The organism is Microbacterium sp. HM-570, from assembly GCF_054165885.1.
In genome coordinates, this window is record NZ_CM135111.1 from 3268352 (window position 1) to 3287570 (window position 19219).

The window sequence follows — 19219 nt, forward strand, 5'->3', positions numbered from 1 at the left end:
CATGACCGTTTCAACCGATGCATCCGTTCTGTCCGTCGCCGGACGCATCCCATCGCTCGATGAGACCGCGTTCGTCGCGGCCGGAGCGCGACTCGCCGGCGCCGTGCGTCTCGACGCGGGGGCGAGCGTCTGGTACAACGCGATCCTGCGCGCCGACCGCGACTCGATCTCGATCGGCGCGGGCAGCAACATTCAGGACAACGTCTCGGTACACGTCGACAGCGGCCACCCGGTGGTGATCGGCCGTGATGTCTCGGTCGGTCACAACGCCGTCGTGCACGGGTGCACGATCGGCGACGGGTCGCTCATCGGCATGGGCAGCGTGGTGCTGTCGGGTGCCGTGATCGGTGCCGGATGCCTCGTGGCTGGTGGCGCGGTCGTTCTCGAGGACATGGAGATTCCGGATGGCTCGCTCGTCGCGGGCGTGCCGGCCAAGGTTCGGCGGGCGCTCACCGACGAGGAGCGCGCCGGTCTGCTGCGGAACGCCGAGGTGTACGTGGTGCTGTCCGCCGAGCACGCGGACGCCGCGCCGGCCTGATTCGCACCCGTACGGTCGCTGAGCCCGTCGAAGCGACGCGCAGGCTGTCGCCCGCTCGGATGCGCTTCCACACAGCACGATCGCCCCGCCGCTCGGCCTACGGCCGAACGTCAGGGCGAGAGAGGGGCTGACGAGAATCGAACTCGCATCATCTGTTTGGAAGACAGAGGCTTTACCACTAAGCTACAGCCCCGAATTCAGCGCAATTATGCCGAAAATGGGTGATTCAGTTTTGGTCGATCCGCCGCGACGAGGCGCGGCATCCGAAAGTCTACCGGAACGCAGACGCGGTGCTGTCCGGGTCGCGGAGGCAGGGGTCACTTCGACAAGCTCAGCGACCGGGGGTTGGCTCAGTGGCCGAAGGCGCTGCTCATTGACCGTGCGGGAGCAGCGCGATCCGGGCCGCGACGGCGCGGTGAGGGACTCGGCTAGACTCTTGGGGGTCGTTTCTTACCCGCGTTGACCCGCGGGGCCACCCCGGGGCGTAGCTCAGCTTGGTAGAGCGCCCGCTTTGGGAGCGGGAGGCCGCAGGTTCAAATCCTGTCGCCCCGACGGACGATCCACACAGACCCTGACCCGCAGCGCAATCGCGCGTGCGATCAATCACGAGGAGAACAACCAGCATGGTGAATAGCACCGTCGAGCAGCTCAGCCCCACGCGCGTCAAGCTGCACATTTCGGTCACGCCCGAAGAGCTGAAGCCCAGCATCTCGCACGCCTACGAGCACATCGCCCAGGACATCCAGGTGCCCGGCTTCCGCAAGGGCAAGGTGCCCGCGCCGATCATCGACCAGCGCGTCGGTCGCGGCGCCGTCATCGAGCACGCCGTGAACGAGGCACTCGACCGCTTCTTCCGCGAGGCCGTTAACGAGAACAACGTTCGCGTTGTCGGGAAGCCCTCCGCCGACATCGTCGAATGGCCGAGCGACAAGGACTTCTCCGGCGACCTCAAGGTCGAGGTCGAGGTTGATGTTCGCCCCGAGGTCACCCTGCCCCCGCTCGAGGGCATCACGCTGACGGTCGACGCCGTCGAGGTCGACGAGTCGGCTATCGACGAAGAGCTCGATCGCCTGCGCGGCCGTTTCGGCACGCTCATCACGGTCGACCGTCCCGCCAAGACCGGTGACTTCGTCGAGCTCGACATGGTAGCCACGATCGACGGCGCCGAGATCGACCGCGCCGGTGGCGTTTCGTACGAGGTCGGCTCGGGCGAACTGCTCGAGGGCATCGACGAGGCCATCGACTCGCTCACCGCGGGCGAAGAGACCACCTTCCGTTCGACGCTCGTTGGCGGCGACCACGCCGGCGAAGAGGCCGAGGTCGTCGTGTCCGTCACCGCCGTCAAGGAGCGCGAGCTGCCCGAGGCTGACGACGACTTCGCTCAGATCGCGAGCGAGTTCGACACCATCGCCGAGCTGCGCGAGAGCCTCAGCGAGCGGGTCGGCCAGCAGTCGGCCTTCACGCAGGGCTCGGCCGCGCGCGACAAGCTGATCGAGACGCTCCTGGAGCAGCTCGACATCCCGGTTCCCGCTCAGCTCGTCGAGGACGAGGTGCACACGCACCTCGAGGGCGAAGGCCGCCTCGAAGACGACGTGCACCGCGCCGAGGTCACCGAGGCGAGCGAGAAGCAGTTCCGCACGCAGGTCGTGCTCGACAAGCTCGCCGAGGACGCCGACGTGCAGGTCTCGCAAGAAGAGCTGAGCCAGTACATCATCCAGTCCGCGGCCCAGTACGGCATGGCCCCCCAGGAGTTCATGCAGGCGTTGCAGCAGGGCAACCAGCTGCCCGCGCTCGTCGGTGAGGTCGCCCGCAACAAGGCCCTCGCCGTTGCGCTCGGCAAGGTCACCGTCGTCGACACCAACGGCAAGCCCGTCGATTTGTCCGGTTTCATCGCCGTGGATGACGAGGAGCTGGACGAGGACTTCCTCGACGCCGAAGAAGAGGTCGTCGAAGAGGCCGAAGAGATCGCGGACGCTGCGGCCGAGGCCGACGCCGTGATCGAGGCCGAAGAGAAGCCGAAGAAGAAGGCGCCTGCGAAGAAGGCTCCCGCGAAGAAGGCCGCCGACAAGGCGTAGTCGCCCGAGCGACAAGAGGGGGGTGGATGCCGAGGCATCCGCCCCCCTCTTCCTGTCCCCACGCGCACACCGACCGGCCTGGGGCGTCAGAATCCCGTTGGGGCGCGGGGCCCCGCGCCCCAACGGGACCTCAACGCCCCAAGTTGAGAATTGCGACGCCCCAAGTCGAGAGGGGGAGCGCGAGGCGCGGGCCCGCCGCGACACCCGCTCTGCCCAGGGCGAACACGGGCGAAGCCGCCGATCCGCGCCGGTAGATTCGTCGCAGACGTACAACGAATGGGAGCAACGATGGCCGAACCATTGATGGCAACGAGTGTCTTCGACAGGCTGCTGAAGGACCGCATCATCTGGCTGGGATCCGAGGTGCGTGACGAGAACGCCAACGAGATCTGCGCCAAGATCCTGCTGCTCGCCGCGGAAGACCCCGAGAAGGACATCTTTCTCTACGTGAACTCACCCGGTGGCTCGATCACCGCCGGTATGGCGATCTACGACACGATGCAGTTCGTGCCGAACGACATCGTCACGGTCGGCATCGGCATGGCCGCCTCGATGGGACAGTTGCTGCTCACGAGCGGCACGAAGGGCAAGCGCTACATCACGCCCAACGCGCGTGTGCTCCTGCACCAGCCCCACGGTGGGTTCGGCGGTACGTCGAGCGACATTCAGACGCAGGCCCAGCTCATCGTCTCGATGAAGAACCGCCTGGCCGAGATCACGGCAGCGCAGACGGGTAAGTCCGTCGAGCAGATCAACGAAGACGGTGACCGCGACCGCTGGTTCACCGCCGATGAGGCCCTCGAGTACGGCTTCGTCGATCACATCCGCGCGCACCTTTCCGACGTCACTGGTGGCGGCGGGACGGCTAGCTGAGGCATCCGAAGGACAGACAAGGAAGCATGAATATGGACATCCCCACCTTCGGCTCGGCCGCGGCAGAGGGTCTCGCGCATCGCGGACTCCAGGCTCCCGGATCGCGCTACATCCTGCCCCAGTTCGAGGAGCGCACGGCCTACGGCTACAAGCGTCAGGACCCGTACAACAAGCTGTTCGAGGACCGCGTCATCTTCCTGGGTGTTCAGGTCGACGACGCCTCGGCGGATGACGTCATGGCCCAGCTTCTGGTGCTCGAGAGCCAGGATCCCGACCGCGACATCATCATGTACATCAACTCGCCCGGTGGTTCGTTCACCGCGATGACGGCGATCTACGACACCATGCAGTACGTGTCGCCGCAGATCCAGACCGTCGTGCTCGGTCAGGCGGCCTCGGCCGCCGCCGTGCTGCTCGCGGCCGGTGCCCCCGGCAAGCGTCTCGCGCTGCCGAACGCGCGCATCCTGATCCACCAGCCCGCCATGGGCGAGGCGGGGCACGGGCAGGCGTCCGACATCGAGATTCAGGCTGCCGAGATCCTGCGCATGCGCACCTGGCTCGAGGACACCCTGGCCAAGCACAGCAACAAGACGCGCGAAGAGGTCAACCGCGACATCGATCGCGACAAGATCCTGAGCGGTGTCGACGCCGTCGCGTACGGCCTCGTCGACCAGGTTCTGACGACACGCAAGCGCGTTCCCGCGGCACTCACCAAGTAGTCCAGGGCCGGCTCGCCCCGGCATCGGGTCAATACGACCGGATGTCGGGGCGAGTTGTTAGGCTCGCACTATTGTCCCGCCCGGTTGTCCGGGCATGCATGAGGAGGAGCCCGATGGCCCGCATCGGCGAAAGCGCAGACCTGTTCAAGTGCTCCTTCTGTGGCAAGAGCCAGAAGCAGGTCGTGCAGTTGATCGCCGGTCCCGGCGTCTACATCTGCGACGAGTGCGTCGAGCTCTGCAACGAAATCATCGAAGAGCGGATGGCCGAGGCTGGCACTGGTGTCGTCTCGGACTTCGAACTTCCCAAGCCGCGTGAGATCTTCTCGTTCCTCGAGGAGTACGTCGTCGGGCAGCAGGATGCCAAGCGCGCCCTGTCCGTCGCCGTCTACAACCACTACAAGCGCGTGCGTGCGCACGGCACGATCCAGTCGGCCGAGCAGCGTGCCGAAGAGGTTGAGATCGCGAAGAGCAACATCCTGCTCCTCGGCCCCACGGGTTGCGGCAAGACGTACCTCGCTCAGACGCTCGCGAAGCGCCTGAACGTTCCCTTCGCGGTCGCAGACGCGACCGCTCTAACGGAGGCCGGATACGTCGGCGAAGACGTCGAGAACATCCTGCTGAAGCTCCTCCAGGCCGCGGACTTCGACACCAAGCGCGCCGAGACGGGCATCATCTACATCGACGAGGTCGACAAGATCGCCCGCAAGGCTGAGAACCCCTCGATCACGCGGGATGTCTCGGGCGAGGGTGTGCAGCAGGCTCTCCTGAAGATTCTCGAGGGCACCGTCGCCTCGGTTCCGCCGCAGGGCGGACGCAAGCACCCGCACCAGGAGTTCATCCAGATCGACACGACGAATGTTCTGTTCATCGTCGCTGGCGCGTTCGCGGGGCTCGAAGAAATCATCTCGTCACGCGTCGGTCGGCACGGTGTGGGCTTCGGTGCCCGTCTGCACGAAAAGGACGACGACCAGAACCTCTTCAGTGAGGTCCTGCCGGAAGACCTGCACAAGTTCGGCCTCATCCCCGAATTCATCGGCCGTCTGCCCGTCGTGGCATCCGTGTCCCAGCTCGACCGTGAGGCGCTCATCGAGATCCTCACCGGCCCGCGCAACGCTCTCGTGAAGCAGTACCAGCGCATGTTCGAGCTCGACGGCGTCGAACTGGAGTTCGAACGCGACGCGCTGGACGCCATCGCCGAGCTCGCGGTCGGCCGCAAGACCGGTGCCCGAGGTCTACGAGCGATCCTCGAGGACGTTCTCGGGCCGATCATGTTCGACATCCCGTCATCCGAGAACGTCGCGAAGGTCATCGTCACCCGCGCCGCGGTCGACGAGGGTGCCGAGCCGACCCTGATCATGAACCGCGCGAAGAAGAGCGCCTAGCCCTTCCGGCGTTTCGTCTCGCCTGCGGCTCGCTCAACGACCGGGTGCCGGTCATTGAGCGAGCCCGCAGGGCCGAGACGAAATGACGACTCAGGCGTCGAGGCCCCGACGCGAGAGCAGGGGCTGGATGTCGGCATCCCGGCCCCGGAAGTCGCGGTAGGCCTCGAGTGGGTCCTGGGAGCCGCCCACACCCAGCAGACGCTGGCGGAATCGGTCGCCGTTGTCGCGGCGCAGACCCCCGTGCGTGCGGAACCACTGCACGGTGTCGGCGTCGAGTACCTCGCTCCAGATGTAGGAGTAGTACCCGGCGCTGTAGCCGCCCGAGAAGACGTGGGCGAAGTAGGTCGAGGCGTAGCGCGGCGGTACGGCCGGCAGATCGAGCCCGATGTTGGCCAGCGTCGCGCTCTCGAAGTCGGCCACAGAGGTGACGGATTCGGCCGCGCTCTCGGAGAGGGAGTGCCAGGCCTGATCGAGCCAGGTCGCGGCGAGGTATTCGCTCGTCGCAAAGCCCTGGTTGAAGGTCTCGGTCGAGCGGAGCCGGTCGACGATGTCTTCCGGCAGGGGCTCGCCCGTCTCGACGTGCCGAGCGTAGTTACGGAGAACCTCGGGCCACAGAATCCACATCTCATTGACCTGGCTCGGGAACTCCACGAAGTCGCGATGCACGTTCGTCCCCGCGAAATGCGGATAGGTAACGGTGGCGAACAGGCCGTGCAGCGCGTGCCCGAATTCGTGGAAGAGCGTCGTGACCTCGTCGAGCGTGAGGAGCGTCGGCAGGCCCGCACCGGGCTTGGACACGTTGAGGTTGTTGACAACGACTGCGCGCGTGCCGCGGAGGGCGGACTGCGACACGATCGAGTTCATCCATGCGCCACCGCGCTTGGAATCGCGCGTGTACAGGTCGAGGACGAAGAGCCCGACGGGGGAGCTGTCCTCGTTGAGGACTTCGAACACCCGCGCTTCGGGGTGGTACGCCCGCAGGTCGGCCCGCTCGATAAACCGCACCCCGTAGAGCTGCTCGGCCGCGTAGAAAACGCCATCCTGCAGCACGCGCTCGGCCTCGAACCAGGGGCGGAGCGCCGCCGTGTCGATGTCGTAGTGCGCCGTGCGCACCTTCTCGGTATAGAACGCCCAGTCATGCGCTTCGATCGCGAACGGCTCGGGCTCGGCATCCGCGAGTACCTGCAGTTCTGCGCGCTCGCGTTCGGCATTTCGCGCGGCCGGGACGGCGAGGCGGCGCAGCAGCTCGTGCACGGCTTCGGGCGACCCGGCCGTTTCGTCGGCGGTGATGTAGGCGGCGTGCGATTCGTAGCCGAGCAACGCGGCCCGTTCGGCGCGAAGACGCACGATCTCGGTGAGGACGGCACCGTTGTCGTTCGCGTTTCCGCGGTTTCCGCGCGAGCGGGATGCATCCGTGATCCGGCGACGGCTCTCGCGGTTCGTCAGGACCGAGAGGTACGGATGCCCCGTGAACAGCGTCAACGTGATCGCGTACGCGCCCTCCCGCCCGCGGTCGGCTGCCGCCTGCGCCGCGGCCGAGATCTCGCCCTCGCTGAGGCCATCGAGCTCCGTCGGGTCCTCGAAGATGACGGCGAGGTCGTTCGTGTCGGCGAGCAGATTCTTCTCGAAGGTTGTGGTGAGCACCGAGAGCCGCTGGTTGAGCGTCGTCAGTCGTGCCTTGGCCCCGGCATCCAGTCCCGCACCGGCGTGGTTCATCTCACGGTGGTGGCGCTCGACGAGGAACTTCTGCTCGGCATTCAGGTCGAGGTCATCGATCTGTTCGAGGATCGCCGAGATGCGATCGAAGAGTGCGCCGTCGAGCTGAATCGCGTCCTGATGCGCCGCCATGAGAGGTGCGAGCGTCTCTTCGATCTCTTGAATCTCGGGCGTGGCATCCGCCGATGACACCGTGTAGAACGTGTGGGCGACGCGGCCGAGCAGCTCTCCGCTCTGCTCCAGCGCGATCAGCGTGTTCTCGAAACTGGGCGTTTCGGCGTCCGCCGTGATGGCGTCGATCTCGGCGCGCTGGGCGGCGAAACCCTGCTCGAAGGCGGGCAGATAGTGCTCGGGCAGGATGGCCGCGTAATCGGGCAATTCGTACGGGAGGAGGCTGGGGGAGAGCAGGGGATTCGAGACATCAGAGGCCATTGATCCAGCGTATCCCGGCATCCGTCGGACCCTTCGACAGGCTTTGGGGTCGTCGGTGCGCTCACGGGATCGACCACGGTCGCCAACGTCTCCTCACGGTCGCTGAGCCCGTCGAAGCGACTCGCTGTGCGCGGCGATCCGGATCAGCCGAATTCGTCGTCCGGGTCGTGACGCACGACGGCCTCACCGTCGGCGTTCAGCTCGACGATGACACCCGAGTCCATCTCCGCGATCGGGCGTCCCTCGAGCCACGTCAGAGTCCAGCGCGACTTCGGCGCTCCGGCCTGAGCGGGGCCGGTGGCCTCTTCGACCTGAGTGATCGCGTCGCGAAGAGCTGCGGGTACGGCAGCGGGCGGCTCGTCTCCCGCCGTCCATCGGGTTCCGAGTTGCATGTCAGACCTCCGGTGCCAGTTCGATGGACGAGACCCGAGTGGTCTCGCCCGCGATGAATTCGATGTTCTCGATGCGGCCGACGGCACGCAGATCACCCTCGGCCAGGCGCAGCGCGGCGATGGTCGCATCCGTGCCCTCGATCGTCGCCTGCGCAACAGGGGTCTTCTGCGAGGCCTTCGCCTCGGTCTTGGCGCGACGGATGCCCGTCAGGGCCTCGCTCGCGGCGACAAGTACCGCGGGGTCGCCGGGGCGATCCATCGCGCTCGGCCACGGGCTGGTGTGCACCGACTCGTCGTGGAACCACGACCACGCCTCTTCCGCCGCGAACACGAGCACGGGTGAGAAAAGCGCGAGCAGCGTCTCGAGAGCGATGCGCAGCGCGAGAGCCGCCGACGCCTGACCCTCGTTCGTGCGGTCGTATGCGCGCTCCTTGACGAGCTCGAGGTAATCGTCGCAGAACGTCCAGAAGAACGACTCTGTCACTTCCAGCGCGCGGGCGTGGTCGTAGTTCTCCAGCGCCTTCGTGGCGTCGCGGACGACGCCGTCGAGGGTGGCCAGCATCGAGGCATCCAGTGCGTGCGTCACCTCGGCGCCCTCGGGAACCGGGAACGACAGCACGAACTTCGCCGCGTTCAGCACCTTGATCGCGAGGCGTCGCCCGATCTTGATCTGCGTCGGGTTCTGCGGGTCGAAGGCGGCGTCGGTGCCGAGCCGGCTGGATGCCGCCCAGTACCGGACCGCATCCGAACCGTGCTGGTCGAGGATGTCGGCGGGCGTGACGACGTTGCCCTTCGACTTCGACATCTTCTTGCGGTCGGGGTCGACGATGAAGCCCGAGATCGCGGCATCCGTCCAGGGCGCGCGGCCGTCCTCAAGCGCGCTGCGGAGCAGAGTCGAGAAGAGCCAGGTGCGGATGATGTCCTGGCCCTGGGGGCGCAGATCGAACGGCGCCACGAGGTTCCAGAGTTCGGGATCGCGCTCCCAGCCGCCCGCGAGCTGTGGAGTCAGCGATGAGGTAGCCCAGGTGTCGAAGATGTCGAGCTCGGGGGTGAAGCCACCCGGCACGTCGCGCTGGTCGGCGGTGTAGCCCGGTGGCACATCGGTCGAAGGGTCGACCGGCAGCTGGCTGGCGTCGGGGGTCAGCACGCGGTCGTCGTCGCGCTCACCGTTCTCGTCGAGGGGGTACCAGACGGGGATCGGCACGCCGAAGAAGCGCTGGCGCGACACGAGCCAGTCGCCCGTGAGGCCATTCACCCAGTTCTCGTACCGCACCCGCATGAAGTCGGGGTGCCACGAGATCTCCTTGCCCAGGGCGAGAAGCTTCTCGCGCAGCTCGGCGTCACGGGCGCCGTTGCGCAGATACCACTGGCGTGTCGAGACGATCTCGAGGGGCCGATCGCCCTTCTCGAAGAACTTCACGGCGTGCGTGAAGGGCCGCGGGTCGCCGATCATCTCGCCGGACTCGGCGAGCAGCTCGACGATGCGCTTCTTGGCGCTGAACACGGTCTTGCCCGCGAGTTCCGCATACGCCGCCTTCGCGGCATCCTTCTGGAGCGCCTCGGGGGCCTCGGCGATGATGCGGCCGTCGCGGCCGATGATCGTGCGGTTGGGCAGGTCGAGCTCACGCCACCAGATGATGTCGGTCACATCGCCGAACGTACAGATCATGGCGATGCCCGAGCCCTTGTCTTTCTGGGCGAGCGGATGCGCGAGCACCGGCACCTCGACACCGAACAGCGGGCTCGTCACGGTCGTGCCGAACAGCGGCTGGTACCGCTCGTCATCCGGGTGCGCCACGAGCGCAACGCACGCGGCCAGCAGTTCGGGGCGCGTGGTCTCGATGAAGACGTCCCCCGTGCCGTCCGCCTTGTGAAAGGCGAGGCGGTGGTACGCGGCGGGCTGGTCACGGTCTTCGAGCTCGGCCTGGGCGATCGCCGAGCGGAAGTCGACGTCCCACAGCGTTGGCGCGAGGGCGCGGTAGGCCTCGCCGCGCTCGAGGTTCTTGAGAAACGCGAGCTGGCTCGTGCGGATCGTGTCGTCCGAGATCGTGCGGTACGTCTGGGTCCAGTCGACGCTCAGTCCGAGATTTCGCCAGAGCGCCTCGAAGGTCTTCTCGTCCTCGACGGTGAGGCGCTCGCACAGCTCGATGAAGTTGCGGCGGCTGATCGGGACCTGGTCGGCGGCCTTGCTCGACTTGTTGTCGCCGCCCTCGAACGGGGGCGTGAAGTCGGCGTCGTAGGGGAGCGTGGGGTCGCAGCGCACGCCGTAATAGTTCTGCACGCGGCGCTCGGTCGGCAGGCCGTTGTCGTCCCAACCCATGGGGTAGAACACGGTCTTGCCGCGCATCCGCTCGAACCGCACCGTGACGTCGGTGTGCGTGTAGCTGAACACGTGGCCGATGTGCAGGCTCCCGGACGCCGTCGGCGGGGGAGTGTCGACGCTGTAGACGCCCTGACGGCTGGATGCCTGGGCCGCTGCACGATCGAAGAGATAGGTGCCCGAGGCATCCCACTTCGCATCCCACTTGTTTTCGAGGCCCTCGAGAGCCGGCTTGTCGGGTACTTCGGCCATGGGTGTCTCCTCGATATGTGCGGCACGGTGTGTGCGTGCCTGAGTGTGGGGATGTTCGCTCAGTTTATCGCGCGGGCTGGGCGCGCTGCGCGTTCACTCGGGAGGATCTGGTCGCTCGGGAGGATCGATATGCGCGCATCCGTCCTCCTGAATAACCAGATCCTCCCGAACGAACGGCGGCTCCGGTGCGGGGAGTCCTCCACAGGGTCAGGAGCGGCGCGTAGTCCACGATTCAGGAGAGGATGCCTCGGCGCCAGCGCGCTGAGATGTCGAATGGGTTGATGGATGTGGTGTCGTTCGTGCGGGCGCGGGGTGGCGTGGTTCGCTCCGAGGTGCTTCGCCGTGCAGGAGCCACCAGTCGTCAGCTGACGACCGCCGTGGCCGATGGGCGACTCTTGAGGCCGCGCCGCGGGTGGCTCGCCGCTCCGGGAGCGGATGCCGACCTGATCGCCGCCGCCCGAAACGGTGTCGTACTGACCTGCATCACGCAGGCACGGCGACTCGGTCTATGGGTGCTCGAGAATGACCGGCCACATGTCGGTGCGCCACGGCACGCGGGCAATGTGAGGGTGCCCGCGGCAACGATGCACTGGCACAAGCCGGTCGTGCCGAGGCATCCGGATGCGCTCGAGGATCCGATTGAGAACGTGCTCGCGCTCGTTGCCGCGTGCCAGCCGTATGAGTCGGCGCTTGCCATCTGGGAGTCGGCACTGAACAAGCAGCTGGTCGAGCCGGATGCGCTCAGACGGATGCCTCTGCCCGCCGCCGCTCGCAAACTTCTCGAACACGCGAGCCCCTGGTCGGACTCGGGGATCGAGACATTCGTCGTGCCGCGGCTGCGGTGGCTGAGGTTGCCGCTGCGACGTCAGACCTGGATCGCGGGACACCGGGTTGATCTGCTCATCGGGGACCGACTCGTGCTGCAGATCGACGGCGGGCACCACGTGGGCCCGCAGCGCGAACAAGACATCGCGCACGATGCGGCGTTGCGGCTGCTCGGCTACCACGTGATCCGCGTCGGCTACTGGCAGGTCCTGAATGGATGGGCGGAGGTGCAGGAGATGCTCATGCGCGCCGTGGCCCAGCGACTACACGTGGTGTGACGGCTACGAGCTCGAGAGCCCCGCCCATCGATCACGCGACACGGCAAACGCGAGGTGCGGCATGTCGATATCCCGATAGCGCGTGATGAAGCGGCGGCGCACGGTCATGCCGAGCCGGATCGCGACGTTCATGGACGCGAGATTCGTGTCGCGCACCTTCGCGTACACAGCGTCGACATCCAGCGTCGCGAAAGCCCAGTCGATGCTCGCTCGCGCCGCCTCGGTTGCATAGCCTTGGTGCCAGTGGTCTCGGGCGAGGTGGTAGCCAACCTCGATCACCGCGTCATCCTCGATCTTCTGTGTCGTGATGCCGCAGTCGCCGATCACCTCGCCGGTCGCCTGCAGCACCACGGCCCAGAGACCGAAGCCGTCCGTGACGTACCGCTCCCTCTGGCGCTGGATCCAGACGTGCGTCTCGTCGAGATCGAACCCGTGCTCGTAGGCCGCCATTGCAATCGGGTCGCCGAGCGCGCGGTGCAGGGCTGAGGCATCCGTCTCTGCAAGATCGCGGAGAAGCAGCCACGGGGTCTCGAGCAGCACGGGTGTCAGTCCTTGACCTGAATGCCGAGGGCTGCGGCGAACGCCGCGGCCATGCTTTCGACCTGCGTGGAATCGAGGGTCGTCCCGCGAAGAGCCGTTGCGTCGGTGAGTGACAGCATCTCGAGCCCGCGAAGGTCGACGTCCGTAGCGCGGAGCCCGCGCACATCCACCTCATCGCCGCGGGTGTCGTCGAACCGCACGCGGGTCGCTGTCGCCTGCGGCAGATCGAGGCTGCCGATCACGCAGTTGGCGACGAGCAGGTCTTCTATCCGTGCGCCGCCGAGTGAGAGATAGTCGATGCGGATGCCGCGAAGCTCGACCTCGTCGAGGTCGGCGGTGGCGAGATCCAGGGTGCCGATACGCCCGCCTACAACCCGCACTCGGCGGAGCCGCGCCCCGCGCGCAGAGATCGTCGTGGCACGCAACTGGTCGATGTCGACATCCACAACGCTCGCCCCTGTCAGGGTGAGCGCATCGACGGATGCCCTGAAGAAGCGGCACTCGGAGATCTCGGAGTGCGAGGCATCCGTTGTCTCCTCCAGCGCCGTGAACGACTGCTGGAAGTGTTCGGCGCCCCGACGCAGGCCGGGCGCGACAGTCAACTCGCGGGGGAGATCGGGCGGCGAAACCCTCGGTGCGAACGGATGTTCTTCGCGTCGGGCCATCCGTCGACGCTATCGCGAGACGCGGGTGGGACGTCCCGCCCCCGTACATCCGAGAGGTTCAATCGCAGCCAACGCTGGCCCACCGGACACATCCGGGGTATGGCGCCCCAAGACTCCTCTCAGATGTTCACCGGGCGCCCGCACGGTCGCCGCTTGCTCCGGGTAGACTGGCGGCACGAGCATTGATCCGGCCATCACCGGGGAGCTCTCGGAAGAACAGGACCCCGCCGTCACGATGGGGTCCTCAGTAGAACCGAGCGGGGCAGGCCCGTCACAGCCGCTGTGAAAGTGGCTGCGCATAGCGGCAAGCAGGGTGGTACCGCGGTTCGAGCGGCGAAGACTCCCGAAAGGGATCGGATCCGACGGGTCGTCCCGGCAGGAAGCACACGACAGCACCTGCGAGAAGCCATGACATACCCCCAGCCCTCAGCGTTCGGACCCGCCGCCGATGCGATCCCCGCGAGCCCCCGCTTTCCCGAGATCGAGCGCGAGGTGCTCGACTTCTGGCGCGACGATGACACATTCCGCGCGAGCATCGCGCAGCGTGACGGCAGCGAAGAGTGGGTCTTCTACGACGGCCCGCCGTTCGCCAACGGCCTGCCCCATTACGGGCACCTGCTCACCGGGTACGCCAAGGACCTCTTCCCGCGCTTCCAGACCATGCGCGGCAAGAAGGTCGACCGTGTCTTCGGGTGGGACACGCACGGACTGCCCGCCGAGCTCGAGGCGATGAAGCAGCTCGGCATCACCGAGAAGGCGCAGATCGAGGCCATGGGCATCGACACCTTCAACGCCAAGGCGCGTGAGTCCGTGCTGGCCTACACCCACGAGTGGCAGGACTACGTCACCCGCCAGGCGCGCTGGGTCGACTTCGGCAACGGCTACAAGACCCTCGACACCTCGTATATGGAGAGCGTGCTCTGGGCCTTCAAGACCCTGTACGACAAGGGCCTCGCGTACGAGGGCTACCGCGTGCTGCCGTACTGCTGGCGCGACGAGACGCCGCTGTCGACCCACGAGCTGCGCATGGACGACGACGTCTATCGGATGCGTCAGGACCCGTCCGTCACCGTCACGTTCCCCCTCGTCGGGTTGAAGGCCGAGGCGCTCGGTCTGACCGGCGTGCGAGCACTCGCCTGGACGACGACGCCGTGGACGCTGCCGACGAACATGGCGCTCGCCGTGGGTCCGGACATCCGGTACGTCGTCCTGCCTGCGGGCCCCGCGGGAGCCGCCGATGTGCACCGCACGCCGGATGGCGAAGCGGATGACCCGATCGAGGCATCCGCGCACCGCTACCTGCTGGCGGCCGACCTGCTCGCGGGCTACGCGAAGGATCTCGGCTACGAGAACGCCGCCGCCGCTGCCGAGGCCGTCGAGCGCGAGATCATGGGCGCGGAGCTCGCGGATGTCTCCTACGACCGGCTCTTCGACTACTACGCGGATGCGGAGATCTGGGGCACCGACAACGCGTGGCGGATCCTCGTCGACGATTACGTCACCACGACCGACGGCACGGGCATCGTCCACCAGGCGCCGGCCTACGGTGAGGACGACCAGCGGGTGAGCGAGGCCGCCGGCATCCCGACGATCCTGAGTCTCGACGACGGCGGGCGGTTCCTGCCCGCCGTGACGGATGTCGCGGGCGACCTGTGGATGGACGCCAACACGCCGCTCATCCGCGTGCTGCGCCAGGCCGGGCGCCTCGTTCGCGAGGCCAGCTACGAGCACTCGTATCCGCACTGCTGGCGCTGCCGGAACCCCCTGATCTACAAGGCCGTGTCGAGCTGGTTCGTGCGGGTCACGGACTTCCGCGATCGGCTGGTCGAGCTGAACGAAGACATCACCTGGGTGCCCGAAAACGTCAAGCACGGCCAATTCGGCAAGTGGGTCGAGGGCGCGCGCGACTGGTCGATCAGCCGCAACCGCTACTGGGGTTCGCCGATCCCGATCTGGAAGAGCGACGACCCCGAGCACCCGCGCGTCGACGCGTACGGTTCGCTCGAAGACATCGAGCGCGACTTCGGCAGACTGCCGCGGAACGAGGCGGGCGAGGTCGACCTGCACCGCCCGTACATCGACCAGCTCACGCGCCCGAACCCCGACGACCCGACCGGCCAGAGCACCATGCGCCGCATCGAGGACGTCCTCGACGTGTGGTTCGACTCGGGCTCGATGCCGTTCGCTCAGGTGCACTACCCGTTCGAGAACCGCGACTGGTTCGACACGCACGCCCCCGCCGACTTCATCGTCGAGTACATCGGGCAGACGCGCGGCTGGTTCTACGTCATGCACGTGCTCTCCGGTGCGCTGTTCGATCGCCCGGCGTTCAAGGCGGTGTCGGCGCACGGCATCGTGCTGGGCAGCGACGGACAGAAGATGTCGAAGTCGCTGCGCAACTATCCGGATGTCTCGGAGGTGCTCGACCGCGACGGATCCGACGCCATGCGCTGGTTCCTGATGTCGAGTTCGGTGCTGCGGGGTGGCAACCTCGTCGTGACGGAGGAGGGCATCCGCTCGGGCGTGCGGGAGTTCCTGCTGCCGCTCTGGAGCTCGTGGTACTTCTTCTCGACGTATGCGAACGCCGCCTTCGCTGGTGGCCCTTCGACAGGCTCAGGGACCGCGAGTGCAGGCTACGAAGCCTCGTGGCGCACCGACTCGACCGATGTGCTGGATCGATACATCCTGGCGCTACTCGGCGAACTCGTCCGAGATGTTGCGGCCGACCTCGAGGGTCTCGATTCGACGACCGCGGCCGCTCGCCTGCGCGACTTCGCCGAGGTGCTGACCAACTGGTACATCCGCCGCTCGCGGGACCGTTTCTGGGTGGGTGTCGACCCGTCCGACCCGACGACGACTGAGACATTCGACACCCTCTACACGGTGCTCGAGACCCTCACGCGCGTTGCGGCTCCGCTCATCCCGCTCGTCAGCGAGCGGGTGTGGCAGGGGCTGACGGGTGGGCGGAGCGTCCATCTGCAGGATTGGCCGGATGCCGACGCATTCCCCGCGGCCCCCGACATCCGAAAGGCCATGGATGCCGTCCGTGACGTCTCGAGCGTCGCGAACGCCCTGCGCAAGAAGGAGGGCAGGCGCGTACGGCTGCCCCTCCCTCGACTAACCGTTGTCGTGCCCGACGCGGCATCTCTCGCGCAGTTCGAAGCGATTTTGCTGGAAGAACTCAATGTGAAGTCCGTGCAGCTGGCGGAGCTGCGCCCGGAGTCGTACGACGAGTACGGACTCGGCCTGCGACTGGTGGTGAACGCGCGGGTCGCAGGGCCGAGGCTCGGCAAGCGCGTGCAGCAAGTCATCCAGGCCGCGAAGGCGGGGGCCTGGGTCGAGGACGATCGCGGAATCGTCGTGAAGACCGCTGACGGCGACGTCGTGCTGCAGCACGGCGAGGGGTCGCTCGACAGCGACACTTCGATAAGGCCCGAGGGAGAGGCCATCGGGTTGCTCGTCGCGACCGATGGTTTCGTCGTCCTCGACACGACCACGACGCCCGAGCTCGAGGCCGAAGGCCTGGCGCGCGACATGATCCGCGCGGTGCAAGACACCCGAAAGGCGGCCGGATTCGACGTCAGCGACCGCATCCACCTCGGCATCACGTTCGAGAACGATGCGGATGCACAGGCCGTTTCTGAGGGCTTCGAGTTGGCGGATGTCGCGGGCGAGACCCTCGCGGTTGAATACCTGCTCGGAACGAAGGACGACACGCTGCGCGGGTCGTCGCGCAGCTTCGCGGGCGATAAAGCAAAAGCGGAGCACCAGGCATCCTTCGCCGCGGGAGCCTTTGCGAACACCGGAGCATTCACCGTGGCCGTGACCCGAGCGGAAGGCCGCGCATGACCGACAACCTGCCCGAAGAGAGCACCCCGGAAGACGCCGCTCGAGCGGATGCCGTCTACGCGGCGCTGCTCGCGCGCGCCGGGGAGCGGTGGGTACAGCCGCGCAAGGAGCGCACCGCGCGCCTGCTCGATTACCTCGGCGATCCGCAGCGCACGTATCGCGTCGTGCACGTGACCGGCACGAACGGCAAGACGAGCACGAGCCGCATTATCGAGAGCCTGCTGCGCGCCCACGGGCTGCGGACGGGACTGTTCACGAGCCCGCACCTCGAGCGGTTCACCGAGCGGATCATGATCGATGGGTTCCCCGTGCTCGACGCCGCGGTGTCGGACGCGTGGGACGAAATGACGCCGTTCGTCGCACTCGTCGACGCCGAGCTCGTCGAGGCCGGCGAAGAGCCGCTGACGTTCTTCGAGCTGCTGACCGCGCTGGCCTTCGTCGCGTTCGCGGACGCTCCGATCGACGTCCTGGTGCTCGAAGTTGGCATGGGCGGGTCGTGGGACTCGACGAACACCGCGGACGGGGATGTCGCGGTGTTCGCCCCGATCGACCTCGACCACGCCGACCGACTCGGCGACACGATCGCGAAGATCGCCGAGGTCAAGTCCGGAATCATCAAGGACGGAGCGGCTGTTGTCTCGGCCCGCCAACCGGCCGAGGCCGCCGCGGTGCTGCGCGCAGCGGCCGCCGCCCGGGGCGCGACGATCGCGTTCGAGGGAGAAGACTTCGCGTTGACCTCTGATCGCCTCGCGGTCGGGGGGCAGCTGATCTCGGTCCGCGGACTCGTCGGCACCTACGACGATGAGTATCTGCCCCTCTATGGCGCCCACCAGGGCGCGAATGCGGCCCTCGCGATTGCGGCCGTCGAGTCCCTCATCGGGGGCGCGACACAGCCGATCGCGGGAGACATCCTGGCGGACGGCCTCGGTGCCGTGACGTCGCCCGGGCGCCTGCAACTGGTCGGCACGAACCCGACCGTGCTGGTCGACGCCGCGCACAACCCGCACGGTGCGCGCGCCCTGGCGGAGGCCCTGCGCGCCTCGTTCGACTTCGACGAGTGGGGCGTCGTCCTCGGTGTCCTCGGGGACAAGGATGCCGCGGGCATCGTCGCGGCTCTCACGCCCATCGCGACCGAGGTCTTCGTGACCGCGCCCGATTCCGACCGGGCCGACAGCCCCGACGCGCTCGCCGACATCGTCGAGGACGCGGGGCTGCACGCGAGCGTGCACCCGAACCTCGACGACGCGGCGGAGTCCGCGCGTGCCTGGGCCGCAGAATCCGCTCGTCGCGCCGTGATCGTCGCCGGATCGGTCGTGCTCGCGGGTGAGGCCGTGTCGCTCGCTGCGAGCGAGGGCTGGAAGAGCGGGGCAGCGTCGTGAGCGCCGCCCGGCAACCTCGACAGCGTCGCCCGCGCCCGAAGCGGAGTCTGACCGCTCAGCTCGCGTCGGTCGTTCTGGGGTTCGAGGCGATCATCGTCTTTCTGGGTGGGCTCGTGATCTTCGGCCTCAAGGTGCTTCCGGCAGGCATTCCCGACTGGTTCGGCATCGTGGCGGGGGCCGTCGTCGCTGTCGTGATGATCGCGACGACCGGATTCGTCGATAAACCGCGCGGGATCGCCACCGGCTGGGTGCTGCAGGTGATCGTCGCGCTGTCGGCGATCCTCGTTCCCGCCATGCTACTGATCGCCCTCATCTTCGGTGGCATGTGGGCGTACGCCACCATCCAAGGACCGAGAATCGAAGCACGAACGCGCGCTGCGGCGCCGGAAGGAGAAACACAATGATCACGGAAGAGACGCTCGTTCTCGTCAAGCCCGACGGTGTCGCACGAGGCCTGACCGGAGACATCCTGGCGCGTATCGAACGCAAGGGATATGCGCTCGTCGACATCAAGCTCGTCGAGCCCGACCGCGATCTGCTCGAGGCGCACTACGCCGAGCACGCCGGCAAGCACTTCTACGAGCCGCTGCTCGAGTTCATGATGTCGGGCCCGTCCGTCGCGATCCGCCTCGCCGGCAACCGTGTGATCGAGGGGTTCCGCTCGCTCGCCGGCACGACCGACCCCACCGGCGCGGCGCCCGGAACCATCCGCGGCGACTTCGGCCGCGACTGGGGCCTGGCCGTACAGCAGAACCTCGTGCACGGCTCGGACAGCCCCGAGTCGGCCGCACGCGAGCTCGGTATCTGGTTCGCCTGAACTGACTTCGAGGAGTCCAGCGGGTCACTTCGACAAGCTCAGTGACCCGGCCCAGCGGGTCACTTCGACAAGCTCAGTGACCCGGCCCAGCGGGTCACTTCGACAAGCTCAGTGACCGAGTCCGGCTGTTGAGCGAGCGTCGGCGAGTCGAAACGCGGATACTGCGC

15 protein-coding genes and 2 tRNA genes are annotated in these 19219 nt (G+C 67.1%); 11 read left to right on the plus strand and 6 right to left on the minus strand.

Features of this window, described 5'->3' with window-relative positions:
- The first annotated feature begins 1 nt into the window (after position 1).
- Entirely contained in the window at positions 2–538 is a 537-nt protein-coding gene (locus tag ACT9TC_RS15610) for a gamma carbonic anhydrase family protein (RefSeq protein ID WP_458041360.1), read from the plus strand.
- 122 nt (positions 539–660) lie between these two features.
- On the opposite strand, the gene ACT9TC_RS15615 is transcribed toward ACT9TC_RS15610, so the two are convergent.
- Positions 661–731 (minus strand) — tRNA-Gly (locus ACT9TC_RS15615).
- Between the two features lie 285 nt (positions 732–1016).
- On the opposite strand from ACT9TC_RS15615, the gene ACT9TC_RS15620 reads away from it, so the two are divergent.
- The 5 genes from ACT9TC_RS15620 to clpX all read left to right on the plus strand — a co-directional run bounded on the left by ACT9TC_RS15620 (position 1017) and on the right by clpX (position 5587).
- Positions 1017–1090: transfer RNA gene (locus ACT9TC_RS15620), tRNA-Pro, on the plus strand.
- Positions 1091–1161: 71 nt separating this feature from the next.
- Complete coding sequence (tig, locus tag ACT9TC_RS15625) at positions 1162–2613, plus strand: trigger factor (RefSeq protein WP_458041361.1); 1452 nt, start codon at positions 1162–1164, stop codon at positions 2611–2613.
- 288 nt (positions 2614–2901) lie between these two features.
- Positions 2902–3486, plus strand: a complete 585-nt coding sequence (locus ACT9TC_RS15630) for an ATP-dependent Clp protease proteolytic subunit (protein ID WP_458041362.1) — start codon at positions 2902–2904, stop codon at positions 3484–3486.
- A 32-nt stretch (positions 3487–3518) separates the two neighbouring features.
- Entirely contained in the window at positions 3519–4205 is a 687-nt protein-coding gene (locus tag ACT9TC_RS15635) for an ATP-dependent Clp protease proteolytic subunit (protein ID WP_036295075.1), read from the plus strand.
- Positions 4206–4318: 113 nt separating this feature from the next.
- Entirely contained in the window at positions 4319–5587 is a 1269-nt protein-coding gene (clpX, locus tag ACT9TC_RS15640; protein ID WP_458041363.1) for an ATP-dependent Clp protease ATP-binding subunit ClpX, read from the plus strand.
- 90 nt (positions 5588–5677) lie between these two features.
- Here the strand turns inward: clpX and ACT9TC_RS15645 are convergent, their stop codons facing one another.
- The 3 genes from ACT9TC_RS15645 to valS all read right to left on the minus strand — a co-directional run bounded on the left by ACT9TC_RS15645 (position 5678) and on the right by valS (position 10699).
- Positions 5678–7735: a M3 family metallopeptidase gene (locus ACT9TC_RS15645; RefSeq protein WP_458041364.1), complete on the minus strand. Its 2058-nt coding sequence runs from the start codon at positions 7733–7735 to the stop codon at positions 5678–5680.
- Between the two features lie 143 nt (positions 7736–7878).
- Positions 7879–8127, minus strand: coding sequence for a hypothetical protein (locus ACT9TC_RS15650; protein ID WP_458041365.1), 249 nt, complete (start codon positions 8125–8127; stop codon positions 7879–7881).
- Position 8128: 1 nt separating this feature from the next.
- Positions 8129–10699, minus strand: a complete 2571-nt coding sequence (gene valS / locus ACT9TC_RS15655; RefSeq protein ID WP_458041366.1) for a valine--tRNA ligase — start codon at positions 10697–10699, stop codon at positions 8129–8131.
- Positions 10700–10980: 281 nt separating this feature from the next.
- Between valS and ACT9TC_RS15660 the strand changes: the two genes are divergently transcribed.
- The gene (locus ACT9TC_RS15660; RefSeq protein ID WP_458041367.1) at positions 10981–11802 is read left to right on the plus strand and encodes a DUF559 domain-containing protein; all 822 of its coding nucleotides are present in this window, start codon (positions 10981–10983) and stop codon (positions 11800–11802) included.
- Positions 11803–11805: 3 nt separating this feature from the next.
- Here ACT9TC_RS15660 and ACT9TC_RS15665 read toward each other — a convergent pair whose 3' ends face one another.
- Positions 11806–12342 (minus strand): GNAT family N-acetyltransferase, encoded by a 537-nt coding sequence (locus ACT9TC_RS15665; protein WP_458041368.1) that lies wholly within the window; start codon positions 12340–12342, stop codon positions 11806–11808.
- Positions 12343–12347: 5 nt separating this feature from the next.
- Positions 12348–13007 (minus strand): pentapeptide repeat-containing protein, encoded by a 660-nt coding sequence (locus ACT9TC_RS15670; RefSeq protein WP_458041369.1) that lies wholly within the window; start codon positions 13005–13007, stop codon positions 12348–12350.
- A 408-nt stretch (positions 13008–13415) separates the two neighbouring features.
- Here ACT9TC_RS15670 and ileS point away from each other — a divergent pair, with 408 nt between their 5' ends.
- From ileS to ndk, 4 genes are read left to right on the plus strand one after another with little or no spacing between them, the layout of a single operon-like run.
- Positions 13416–16856: an isoleucine--tRNA ligase gene (ileS, locus tag ACT9TC_RS15675; protein WP_458041370.1), complete on the plus strand. Its 3441-nt coding sequence runs from the start codon at positions 13416–13418 to the stop codon at positions 16854–16856.
- Entirely contained in the window at positions 16853–18235 is a 1383-nt protein-coding gene (locus tag ACT9TC_RS15680) for a bifunctional folylpolyglutamate synthase/dihydrofolate synthase (RefSeq protein ID WP_458041371.1), read from the plus strand. Before ileS ends, ACT9TC_RS15680 begins: the two co-directional genes overlap by 4 nt.
- Complete coding sequence (locus ACT9TC_RS15685) at positions 18232–18639, plus strand: DUF4233 domain-containing protein (protein WP_458041372.1); 408 nt, start codon at positions 18232–18234, stop codon at positions 18637–18639. The genes ACT9TC_RS15680 and ACT9TC_RS15685 overlap by 4 nt, the downstream gene beginning before the upstream one ends.
- Positions 18636–19052, plus strand: a complete 417-nt coding sequence (gene ndk, locus ACT9TC_RS15690) for a nucleoside-diphosphate kinase (RefSeq protein WP_458041373.1) — start codon at positions 18636–18638, stop codon at positions 19050–19052. Before ACT9TC_RS15685 ends, ndk begins: the two co-directional genes overlap by 4 nt.
- The last annotated feature ends 167 nt before the right edge of the window (positions 19053–19219 follow it).